Raw genomic sequence first — 10,609 nt, forward strand, 5'->3', positions numbered from 1 at the left:
TCAGGAAGGTTCAAGGATTATGGCTGAGGTCCTCGTCCTCGTCGACCACGTCGACGGACAGGTCAAGAAGGTCACCACCGAGCTGCTGACCGCTGCGCGCCGCATCGGCGAGCCCGCCGCGGTGTGGGTCGGCGAAGGTGCGGAGTCGGGTCGGGCCGCGCTGGCCGAGTTCGGCGCCGAGAAGGTCTACGTGGCTCCGGCCGAGGTGAACGACTACGTCGTCGCGCCCAAGGCCGAGCTGCTCGCCAAGCTCGCGCAGGAGAAGGGCGCCGCCGCCATCCTCGTCTCGGCCACCGCCGAGAACAAGGAGATCGCCGGTCGTACCGCCGTGAAGCTGGGCTCCGGTGTGCTCACCGACGTCGTCGACGTCACCGCCGAGGTCGTCACTGAGCACAGCATCTTCGGTGGCGCCACCGTCACCCACGCCCGTGTCACCACGGGTGTCCCGGTCGTCGCGGTCCGCCCGAACTCCGTCGTGCCGGAGGCCGCCGCCGGCGCCGCCGCCGAGGAGGCCGTGACGGTCGAGATCTCCGACGCCGCGAAGACCGCCAAGGTCGTCGAGCGCGTCGTCCAGGAGAAGGGTGCGCGCCCCGAGCTCGCCGAGGCCGCCATCGTGGTCTCCGGTGGTCGCGGTGTGGGTTCGGACGACTTCAGCGTCGTCGAGAGCCTGGCCGACTCCCTCGGTGCCGCCGTCGGTGCCTCGCGCGCCGTCGTCGACTCCGGCTGGTACCCGAACCAGTTCCAGGTCGGCCAGACCGGTAAGACGGTCAGCCCGAACCTGTACGTCGCCCTGGGCATCTCCGGCGCGATCCAGCACCGGGCGGGTATGCAGACCTCGAAGAACATCGTCGCGGTCAACAAGGACCCCGAGGCGCCGATCTTCGAGCTCGCCGACTTCGGTGTCGTGGGTGACCTGCACAAGGTCGCCCCGCAGCTGACCGAGGAGATCAACAAGCGCAAGTAGTTACGAGCGCTTCGCTGATTCGAGCCGACGCCCGGCTGGAGGAGACTCCGGCCGGGCGTCGGCTTTCGTTGTGTGAGGGCGCTTCGGGTCAGTCGCCCCATGTCCAGCGGCTGCCCTCGGGCCAGAAACATGGCGAGGAGACGGTTATTGACAGGTCTCCCTGGACGCTGTACCTGGACGTGGAGTCCGAAGTCGTCTTCGGTGTCGCTGACGACGACGTTGAGATCGTTGGGGCGTTCGTCGGCGGTGACCTCGTAGCCGTTGTCCTGCCAGTGTTCGGCATGGGTGGCGTCGGCTCTTTTCGTGGGGTCGCTCAGGTGAGGGGGTGGAAGACGGTGCGCCCGTCGCCCTGGGAGACGCCGATGCCGTTGGCCGTGACGACCACCTCGCTGTGGTGGGCGTCGGGATAGAACCAGCTCTGTGTACCGTCCGGACCCACGACAAGCCCGTTGCCGCTCACAAGACCGCCCTCCGCCAACGACAGGCCCCTCGTGCAGCCGAACGTGGCATCCATCTCGCGTTCCCACGTCACCACGCCGTCTCGGGCGCGCACTCCCGCCGTCACGGTGGTGTCACCCTGCTTTTCGACGACCAGAACCTGTTCGTCGAGCGCTCTGTGAGAGAGGTGTGGAGGACAGGGCGCGAGGACACCTCCGACCATCGACTGCTCCGGGCGGAAGCCGGACTCCACACTCGGATCGTGTCCCTCGGGCGGTTCGGAGGTCCAGAGTTCGGTGCCTTCTGCGTCGTAGGCGATGGTGTGGGCGTCCTCCCTGTCCGGGCTGGAGGAGACCACGGTGATCTCGCCCGCGTGGACGACCTCCCCAGGGCGGGAGCCCAGCCCGGAGATCTCGGTGAGGAGTTCACCGCTGACGGCATCGTAGGAAGCCAGGTCCGTGGGGGACCAGACGGTCACCCGATCCTCGCTGAGGTGCGCTCGGATCTCAGCGTCGCCGAAGGCGTCGTTCTCGGTGTGCTGGTCGGCGGCTGAGTCCCAGCGGGCGCCATCCAGTGTGAGCGCTGCGATGAGGGAACCGTCCCCGGCGTCGAACAGGCCCCATTCGGATTCGGGCAGGCCCACCCGGGCCACGAACCGGTCGCTCCGCACGGGGTCGGTGAGGACCTGCCGCGGCCCCTGTCGGCACCAGGCGAGTCGGCCGGAGTCCGACGTGTAGGCGATCAGTTGTGAGGGCGCGTTTGTCCTGCCGCCCCGGAAGTACTCGATCATGACGGTGTCGCCCACCTGGTGCACGTGGTTGGCGATGCCCATCGTCTCCGAGTAGTTCGGGAGTCTGGCGTCGATGTGCCACAGAAGCAGCCCCTGATCGGCCGAGCGCACCACGACCCCTTCCTGGTCGATGAGGGTCACCGTGTGGTCGTGGCCCCCGATCACTCGCCCAGGGTCGTCGGTGCTCCAGTTCGCCGTGCTGGCCAGGTCGCTGACGGGCAGGTCGCCGGGGTTGGAGTCGGCGTCGGTCCAACGATCGGACTCGCCGCTGGTGGCACGCAGTTGTGCGCAGGCGAGCAGGTCGGGGACTCGGTCGTCCGGAAGGAGGTACGCGAGTGCGGGGACGAGCAGGGTCAGGGCGAAGGTGGCAGCCACGAACCCGGCGACCACGGACCGGTTCGAGCCCTCGTGTCTGATCCACTGCTCCCAGAGGTGGGTGCGCAGCAGCACGGCGATCAGGAAGGCGAACAGCACCACTATGTGGGGCACGGTGGGGAGGAGCGCCATTGCGCAGAGGGCGCCGAGGACGAGCATGCCCAGGTCCCAGGCCAGGATCGCCGATACTGGTACCCGGTGCCGTCCACGTGGCCGTTCGAAGGGGCCGAGGAGTGCGAGGGCCAGCCAGCACAGCGCAACGCTGACGACCATCGTGATCAGAGGTGGCACGAGGGGCCACAACGTCCATGGGACGGCCACCAGGATGGACGTCCGAACGGCCCACCACACAAGGACGGGCCAGCGTGGTGGTGGAGTCTGGGTTCTGCCGCCACCGTTCCCCGCGGAGGGACGGGGTGGAGGGGACCCGTGGGGACTCGGTGTCTCGGGAGGAATGGGGGATCACCTCGGGGGAGCGGTGCGCTGAGTGCGGCTGGACGTCTGATGTGACGCGCGGTGGGCGCAAAGCGTTCGCTGGGTCGTCATACCCCCTGCCGTGGCGGTGCGAAATCCCAGGTGGTTTGCGGTATATGAAAGGTTTGGTGTGGTTTTCGGAGGAAGTGTCCGGGTAGGTCCCGCGCACGACGACCTGAGGAGGCTCGCTCATGCGGACGACGGTGCGGGCGGGACGGCGCAAGGTGGAGGTCCGCCACTCCGACAAGTCGCTCTTCGGGCCCGACGGGGCGACCAAGGCGGACCTGGCCGACTACTACGCGCGGATCGCGCCGCTGATGCTGCCGCTCATCAAGGGGCGCCCCGTGGCGCTGGAGCGGTACGTCGACGGGATCGAGTCGCCGGGATTCCTCGTGCAGCACCCGGCCCACCCCCAGTGGGTCCGCACGCTCTGGACCGCCACCGGGCGGATGATGGAGTGCCACGAGGCGGCCACCCTCGTCTGGTGCGCGGACCAGGACGCCATCACCCTCCACTCGTGGTCCTCACGCACGCCCCGGCTGGGGGTGCCCGACCGGATGGTGATCGACCTCGACCCCGTGGAGGACGGGGAGGCTGCCTTCGACTCCTGCCGTGACGCCGCGTGGAACGTACGCGAGGTGCTGTCCGAACTCGGCCTGGCCTCCTACGTGATGACCACCGGTTCCCGGGGTCTGCACGTCCACTCGCCGCTGCGGCCCGAGGTGGAGGACATGGAGGTGCGCAGACTCGCCAAGGCGGTCGCCGACAGGGTGGCGGCGCGGGCGCCCGACGAGTGGACCACCCGGGTGCGCAAGGCCGCCCGGCACGGTCGGATGTTCGTGGACTACCTGCGCAACGGGACCGGGCAGCTCGCGGTGGTGCCCTACTCGGTCCGCCCCCGCCCGGGAGCTCCGGTGGCCACCCCGGTGACCTGGGAGGAGCTGGACCAGCTCAGCACGTCGAGGGACTTCACGATCGGCATGGAACGCGAGGAGTGCCCGTTCTCCGGCATGCGCAGGCACGCGAGGTCGCCGCGCCGGGCGCTCGCGCAGCTGGACCGGGACGAGGGGCGCGCGGTGCCCAGCCCCCGAACCGGCCGCAGCGGGGGATAGGCGGGCCCCATTCGGGTTCGCGGCAAGTGAGGTTGTCACTCTCGGTAAAGGATGTTGAGGGCGGGTTTCTGGCGGCTTTATAGGGTCTGAACTGCGATATGGCTTCTGTGGCGAGATGCGTCGAGCTGGTCAGGCATTCAGGACGTTCGCCTCTGATTCCGGAGCGTGATCATGGGCAGGAGTGCGCGTAAGTCCTGCCCGACCCCCCGCGAAAGGCCCTGACATGCGCCTTGCTGTCGACGAGTCCACCTTCCGCAAGTCCTCCTACAGCACCACCGCGAAGGAGTGCGTCGAGGTCGCCGACCTGCGTGCCCGTGCTGTCGTCCGTGACACGCGGAACCCGGGCCTCGGGATCCTGGCCTTCCCCCACGCGGAGTGGGCCGCCCTGCTCGGCGCGTTGGGAAGACCGGGCCTCAGCGTTTGCGCAGGACGATCAGGAGGTTCCAGGTGACGACCTCCCGCAGCAGCGGCACGTGGACGATCGGTTTGATCCACGTGGGCAGGTAGCGTGGCCGCAGGTCCACGACGTCCACGTCGGCGCGGCCCCGCACCCAGCTGATCATCTCCTTGGCGTGCGCCGCGTACATGGTGCGCCCGAAGTCGTTCTTGGGGCGTCGTCCGTTCCGGCGGGTGAACCGCTCGGCCGCGTACGAACCGCCCAGGTAGTGCCAGGGCGAGGTCTCGTGCCCGCCCCAGGGCGACAGCCAGAGCGTGTACGACAGGTACACCAGCCCGCCGGGCCGGGTCACCCGCACCATCTCGTCGGCCATCCGGGTCCGGTCCGGCACGTGCTCCAGGACGTTGGAGGAGAAGCACACGTCCACGGTGCCCGTGCGCAGGGGCAGATCGAGCGCGCTGCCCTGCACGGCGTTGGCGTCGGCGTCGCGTCCGTGCAGGGTCATCTCGTGCGCGTCCGAGTCCACGCAGAGGCAGCGGGCGCCCTCGGCGCGCAGCGCGTCGGCGAAGTAGCCCGGACCGCCGCCCACGTCGACGACCAGCCTGTCGTCCAGGGGCGTGTAGGAGCGGAGCTGGTCGACGGTGTCCCGGGCCAGCATCCCGTAGAAGAACGCCGGGTCGCTCTGCTCCTTGCGGAAGGCGGAGAACAGGCGGACGGAGCGGGCCAGGGTGGCGCGGAACGGGGTGGTCATGCCCCGACCTCGATGTAGTGGCGCAGGTGGCGCCAGTGGTCCCCGCCCCAGTACTCGTCGGATGCGGCGATCCGATGGGGCAGGAGTTCGCGGATCCGCTCGGTGCTCAGGGTGTGCATCCTCATGGGCGCCGGGTAGCGCAGCACCACCCGTTGGGCCAGGGCCACGAGTGGCCAGGGCACGTACCGGAACACCAGGCCCTTGAAGGTGCGCCGCTCGGACTCGGGCACGCCGACGACCAGGGCCCCGCCGGGCCGGACCACGCGGGCGAACTCCCGGAGGTAGCCCTCGGCCAGGTCCGTGGGCAGGTGCTGGAGGACGAGGTCGGTGTAGACGAGGTCGAAGGAGTCGTCCTCGAACCGGGAGAGGTCGGGCCGCTCGTTCAGCACGAACTCGATCCGTCCCCCGGAGCGGTCCAGGCGGCGTGCCTCGTCGAGCATGGGCGCGGAGATGTCCACGCCGACGACCTGTCGGAAGTGCGCAGCCAGGGCGTTGGAGAGCCGTCCGGCACCGCAGCCGAAGTCGAGGACGCGACCGCGTTCGGGCGCCAGCCCCAGTTCGTCGAGGCGGCTGACCGCCGGGTCGATCTCGGCGCGGCCGGAGGCGAGGAACTCGTCGTCGTCCCACCCGCCGCCGCGCTTGTCGGGATCGACGCAGACCGCCCACAGCGGCTCGGTGGAACCCAGCCGGGTCCAGTCTCGGCGGACCTGTTCGAGCCCCACCGGCATCACCTCCACGGCACTGGTGACCACCCAGGAACTGGAGCTTGTTCCTGTTCTGGGTTCGCGGTCCATCAGGACCTGCGACAACGGTCAGGGAAGAAAGTGGAACGTGTTGTATTCTGGCACCCATTTTCCGGGTTGGCCAACCTACGGCGGGGAGAGTACCCATGGCGCCTGATTCCCCCACGGAGCGCGGCGGGGCGGCCCCCAGCGTACGCAGGGCGGCGGAGCAGCCGCAGGAGGACCCCACCTACGGCGACGTGCTGGGCGAGAGCCTGGCGGGGTTGCGGGGCCTCCCGCGTGACCGGATCCTCCAGGTCGGGTCGCTGATCGTGCTGGCGGCGCTGGCCCTGAAGGTGTACGTCCTCAGCGAGTCGTACTTCGTGGAGGACGACTTCCTGTTCTTCGCCGCCGCGCACGCCCAGGACCTGTCGCCCGAGTACCTGCTGGATCTGCACAAGGGCCACTTCATGCCGGGGGCCCTGTTCCTGGTGTACGTGCAGACGGCCTTCGGGCCGTTTCACTGGGCGTCGGCGGCGGGCACCATGCTGGTCGTGCAGGCGGTGGCGGTCCTGGCCTTCCTCCGCCTGCTGTGGGAGCTCTTCGGCCGCAGGTGGGCGCTGCTCGTCCCGCTGACGGTGTACGCGCTGGCGCCGCTGACGGTCCCGGTGCTGGGCTGGTGGTCGGCGGCGCTCAACGCGGTGCCCTTCCAGCTGGCGATCGTGCTGGCCCTGCTGTGGACGGTCCGCTACCTGCGCACCGGCAACATCCTGTTCTCCTGGTGGGCCGTGGGCGCCGTGGCGTTCGGGATGTTGTTCTCGGTCAAGGCGCTCTTCCTGCCCTCGCTGGTGTTCGTGTTGGCGGTGGCCTTCCTGTACCCGGGAAACCTCGTGGAGGCGGTGCGCCAGGCCTTCCGGCGCCACCGCGGGCACTGGCTGGCGATGGCGGGGATCAGCGTCGGCTACCTCGTCCTGTACCTGGCCCGGCAGCGGGCCTCCACCAGTGGTGAGGGCGCCTCGGTGCCCGAGTCCGAGGTGGTGGCGCAGCTGGTGCGGCGGATGCTGGGGGAGGTGTTCCCGACCGGCGCCCTGGGCGGCCCCTTCGAGTGGGGTCCGGTCACCCCGGCGGGCGGGCTGGTGGACCCGCTCGGCCCGGTGCTGGTCGGCGCGTGGGCCGTCCTCGCGGTGATCGTGCTCGTGAGCCTGTGGGCGCGGCGCACCTCCTGGCGGGCCTGGGCGATCCTGGTGGGGTACCTGGTGTTCGTGGACGCCGTGCCCACGGCCGTCGCCCGCGGCGGCGTCTACGGCGAGGTGGGTTCCGATCCCCGCTACGTCGCGGACGCGGCACTGGTGTTCGCCCTGGTGCTGGCCCTGGCCTTCCTCGCCACCAAGGAGGAGCGCGCCCGTGAGTGGGTGGAACCCGGGCGGCGCCGCCCGATCCAGCTGCTGCGGCCCTCGCGGAGCGTGTGGTTGGCGGCCGTCGCGGTCACGCTGGTCTACGCGGGTTCGGCCTCGTACTCCACGTACACCTACGCCGGGACGCTGAGCGGGGACCGCCAGCGCGAGTACCTGGCCAACGTGCGGGCCTCCCTGGAGGACGTGCCCAGGGGAGCGGGCCTGTACAGCCGGGCCGTCCCCGACGACATCGTCCTGGAGTGGAACGGACCGCGCAGGCTCAGCTCCTACGTGCTGTCCCCGCTGGCGGACCGCGAGGTGGCCGGGCGGATGTACGCGCCGGAGGAGTCCGACAGCGCCCGCGTCTTCGACGACGAGGGGCACCTGGTGGAGGCCGCGCCGACCGCGCGCGCCAACGCGTTCCGCCCCTCGGAGGACGAGGAGTGCATGGCGAGCTGGGACGGCCTGATGTCCTGGAGCGTGTGGGAGGTCGGCGGCATCGAGCAGGTGGCCACCATCGGCTACACGTCGGAGGAGGACGCCGACCTGGTGGTGGTCGTGGGTGAGGAGGAGGTGGAGACCGAGCTGCCCGCCGCCCCCGACGGCGGGTTCTGGTACGTGCCGGTGAGCGAGCGGGACACCACGTTCACGCTGTTCACCGACGCCGGGCGGACCTGCGTCACCTGGGCCTCACTCGGTCAGCTGTTCCCGGCCAGCCAGGTGGCGGAGGAGGACGCGGAGGCCGAGGAGGGAGCCGAGGCGGTCGAGACCGAGGACGACCGGGACTGAGCCTCAGTTCCTCCCGGTGAAGAACCGTCGTGACCAGCGTCGGCTGGGTTCCTCCACCAGGTGGTAGGTGAGCTTGCCCATCAGCACGCTGCCGATCAGCACCGGGACGATGTCCAACCAGAACGACCCGGTGAAGATCTCCTGCCCCGTGAAGTCGCGCCACAGGTACAGCACGACGAACTGCCACAGGAACACCCCGTAGCTGATCGGCGCGAAGAACACCATGACGGGGTGGCGCATCAGGGCGTCGAGCCAGGCACCCCCGGTCCAGGTGGAGAGCGAGCGCAGACGTCGACGCGGCCCCTCGGGGGCGGGCGGGGCCAGGGCCACCGGGGCGACGACGAAGAAGGCGAAGCCGATGCTGGTGGTCGACTCGATCACGGACACCCACAGGTTGCCGGGCTCGAAGAACCGCCCCCCGGCTGCGGGCGTGGACTCCAGCACGTAGAACGCGGCGGCGACCGCCCAGCACAGTCCCGGCGACGTGCCGACGGTCCGGCAGAACCGGCGCACCGGGCCGTCGGGGCCGCTCTCCCGCCAGGCCCACTCCGAGAGGGTGGCCAGCGCCATCCCGACCGCGAACATCCCCATGCAGCGCGGCAGCCAGGAGTGCATCAGCTCGCGCGGCTCCGGGAAGTACTGCGGGACCAGGGCCAGGTACGACAGCACCGTGATGACGACCAGACCGCCGATGAGCCTGCGGCCGCGCGCGTCCACGGTCGTGCCGCCCCTGGCCCACAGGCCGAGGAAGACCGCGAAGAGCGGGAGCGTGAGGTAGAAGGCCACCTCGACCGACAGGCTCCACATCTGGCCGAGCCCCTCGGGCCCCGGCCCGGCCCAGTGGGGGCTGGTGTTGAAGGGGAAGGTCAGCGTGAGCACCTCGACCCAGTGCCGTACCGAGCCCAGGTGCTCTCCCGCGTACAGGGCGAGGGCCACCGCGGCCACCACCCAGTAGGCGGGGAAGACGCGCATGACGCGTCGCCACAGGTAGGCGCGGGTGTTCGGCCCCCGCGTGCCGTCCAGCGCGGCCCGGGCCCAGGGGCGGTAGAGGAGCACCCCGGACAGGGCGAAGAACAGCGGCACCGCCAGGGCCGAGGCGCTGAGGAGCGCCCCCACCGGCCCGGGGGCCAGGGCGTCCCCGGTCTCCGTGGACACGTGGACCACCAGGACCATGAGGCAGGCCAGCCCGCGAACCCCGTCGAGCGCGTGGTGCCGACCACTCACCTGCGGCAGCAGGAGCGCGGGGTCCGCGGTGGTGGTTCGGGCGTTGCCGGAGGTGGGGTCCTCGGGCGCGGAGGAAGTGGGCGCCATGGGGCCTTCCAGAACGGGAGGGAGCCGAAACGCGTTCTACTAGAACGTGTTATAAAAATTCAGACACGCCCAGGTGACGTCGTTCACTACTGGGCAGTACTCTACCCGGAACTGAACCTAGTTCCAGATCTGGACTCTCATCCGCCCAGGAGGGCACATGCGCCGTACCGTTGCGGTTGTTCTCATCGCGCTGGGGGTCTTCTGTCTCGCCCTGGCACCCATGATGCGCACGTGGATGTCCAGCTCCCTGATGAAGACTCCGCTGGACTACTACAACCCCACCGTCAACGTCGGAGAGGTCACCTACTTCAACATCGAGGACGTCGAGCTCGTCGAGGACGCCGACGTGGAGGCGCACTCGACCATCCGGGCCGACGTGGCCTCCAGCAGTGACGACGTGGTGGTGTGGGACCAGTTCACGTGGATCAAGGACGCCGACACCGACTTCGGTATCAGCTCCACGAACCGCCGCGCCGGGCACGACCGCGTCACCGGTGAACTCGTCGACTGCTGCGACGCCATGATCAACGACTCCTCCGTCAAGCAGACCGGGCAGGGATGGAAGTTCCCCTTCCTCACCGAGCAGCGTGACCACGACTTCTTCGAGACCACCGTCGAAGAGGTCGTCCCCATGGAGTTCGAGGGCGTCGAGGAGGTCGACGGCGTCGAGGCCTACAAGTTCGTCCAGACCGTCGAGCCCACCGTCATCGACGAACGCGAGATCCCGCGCTCGGTCGCCGGGCTCGAGGGCGACGGCGACGTGGTCGGCGACGAGACCTTCTCCATCGTCCGCACCTACTGGATCGAGCCGGTCAGCGGTTCCCCCATCGACATGAGCGAGGAGCACCACCGCGTCGTCGTCGTCGACGGCGAGGAGGTCCTCACCCTGCTCAGCGGCGAACTCCGGTTCGACGACGCCACCCGCGCCGCCGCGATCGACAACACCGCGCAGGCCCGTACCGTCCTGCCGCTGCTGCACACCACGCTGCCCATCGGCGCGCTGGTGCTCGGCGCCGGGTTCGTCGGCATCGCGGTCGTCCTGCTGGTCACCGGCCGACGCACCGAGAACCACGGCTGAGACCCCCGCCCACC

At 69.8% G+C, this 10,609-nt stretch carries 9 protein-coding genes; 5 read left to right on the forward strand and 4 right to left on the reverse strand.

Annotation, left to right across the window (positions count from 1 at the left end; translation table 11 throughout):
* Positions 1-19: 19 nt before the first annotated feature.
* Positions 20-964 (forward strand): electron transfer flavoprotein subunit alpha/FixB family protein, encoded by a 945-nt coding sequence (locus ADX84_RS09500; protein WP_049570769.1) that lies wholly within the window; start codon positions 20-22, stop codon positions 962-964.
* 313 nt (positions 965-1,277) lie between these two features.
* Here ADX84_RS09500 and ADX84_RS09505 read toward each other — a convergent pair whose 3' ends face one another.
* Complete coding sequence (locus ADX84_RS09505; RefSeq protein WP_199776536.1) at positions 1,278-2,858, reverse strand: PQQ-binding-like beta-propeller repeat protein; 1,581 nt, start codon at positions 2,856-2,858, stop codon at positions 1,278-1,280.
* 374 nt (positions 2,859-3,232) lie between these two features.
* Here ADX84_RS09505 and ligD point away from each other — a divergent pair, with 374 nt between their 5' ends.
* Entirely contained in the window at positions 3,233-4,153 is a 921-nt protein-coding gene (gene ligD / locus ADX84_RS09510; protein WP_049570774.1) for a non-homologous end-joining DNA ligase, read from the forward strand.
* A gap of 223 nt (positions 4,154-4,376) precedes the next feature.
* Positions 4,377-4,604, forward strand: coding sequence for a DUF397 domain-containing protein (locus ADX84_RS25370; RefSeq protein ID WP_082206369.1), 228 nt, complete (start codon positions 4,377-4,379; stop codon positions 4,602-4,604).
* On the opposite strand, the gene ADX84_RS09515 is transcribed toward ADX84_RS25370, so the two are convergent.
* Positions 4,567-5,301 carry a bifunctional 2-polyprenyl-6-hydroxyphenol methylase/3-demethylubiquinol 3-O-methyltransferase UbiG gene (locus tag ADX84_RS09515; RefSeq protein ID WP_049570776.1) on the reverse strand — a complete coding sequence of 245 codons (735 nt, stop codon included), beginning with the start codon at positions 5,299-5,301 and terminating at the stop codon, positions 4,567-4,569. The genes ADX84_RS25370 and ADX84_RS09515 overlap by 38 nt on opposite strands.
* Complete coding sequence (locus tag ADX84_RS09520; protein WP_369801068.1) at positions 5,298-6,053, reverse strand: class I SAM-dependent methyltransferase; 756 nt, start codon at positions 6,051-6,053, stop codon at positions 5,298-5,300. The genes ADX84_RS09515 and ADX84_RS09520 overlap by 4 nt, the downstream gene beginning before the upstream one ends.
* 137 nt (positions 6,054-6,190) lie before the next feature.
* Here ADX84_RS09520 and ADX84_RS09525 point away from each other — a divergent pair, with 137 nt between their 5' ends.
* On the forward strand, positions 6,191-8,206 hold the full coding sequence (locus ADX84_RS09525) for a membrane protein (RefSeq protein ID WP_049570779.1): 2,016 nt from the start codon (positions 6,191-6,193) through the stop codon (positions 8,204-8,206).
* A 3-nt stretch (positions 8,207-8,209) separates the two neighbouring features.
* Here ADX84_RS09525 and ADX84_RS09530 read toward each other — a convergent pair whose 3' ends face one another.
* Complete coding sequence (locus ADX84_RS09530; protein ID WP_049570782.1) at positions 8,210-9,517, reverse strand: acyltransferase; 1,308 nt, start codon at positions 9,515-9,517, stop codon at positions 8,210-8,212.
* 157 nt (positions 9,518-9,674) lie between these two features.
* Here ADX84_RS09530 and ADX84_RS09535 point away from each other — a divergent pair, with 157 nt between their 5' ends.
* Positions 9,675-10,595 (forward strand): DUF3068 domain-containing protein, encoded by a 921-nt coding sequence (locus ADX84_RS09535; protein WP_049570785.1) that lies wholly within the window; start codon positions 9,675-9,677, stop codon positions 10,593-10,595.
* Positions 10,596-10,609 lie beyond the last annotated feature (14 nt).

The sequence above is a fragment of the Nocardiopsis sp. SBT366 genome (assembly GCF_001083815.1).
GTDB classification, from domain to species: domain Bacteria; phylum Actinomycetota; class Actinomycetes; order Streptosporangiales; family Streptosporangiaceae; genus Nocardiopsis; species Nocardiopsis prasina.

What these genes read in the sequence shown, in the direction of transcription:
- ADX84_RS25370 (WP_082206369.1), top strand. Translation starts at nt 4,377, where the DNA reads ATGCGCCTTGCTGTCGACGAGTCCACCTTCCGCAAGTCCTCCTACAGC.
- ligD (WP_049570774.1), top strand. Translation starts at nt 3,233, where the DNA reads ATGCGGACGACGGTGCGGGCGGGACGGCGCAAGGTGGAGGTCCGCCAC.
- ADX84_RS09500 (WP_049570769.1), top strand. Translation starts at nt 20, where the DNA reads ATGGCTGAGGTCCTCGTCCTCGTCGACCACGTCGACGGACAGGTCAAG.
- ADX84_RS09525 (WP_049570779.1), top strand. Translation starts at nt 6,191, where the DNA reads ATGGCGCCTGATTCCCCCACGGAGCGCGGCGGGGCGGCCCCCAGCGTA.
- ADX84_RS09515 (WP_049570776.1), bottom strand. Translation starts at nt 5,301, where the DNA reads ATGACCACCCCGTTCCGCGCCACCCTGGCCCGCTCCGTCCGCCTGTTC.
- ADX84_RS09530 (WP_049570782.1), bottom strand. Translation starts at nt 9,517, where the DNA reads ATGGCGCCCACTTCCTCCGCGCCCGAGGACCCCACCTCCGGCAACGCC.
- ADX84_RS09535 (WP_049570785.1), top strand. Translation starts at nt 9,675, where the DNA reads ATGCGCCGTACCGTTGCGGTTGTTCTCATCGCGCTGGGGGTCTTCTGT.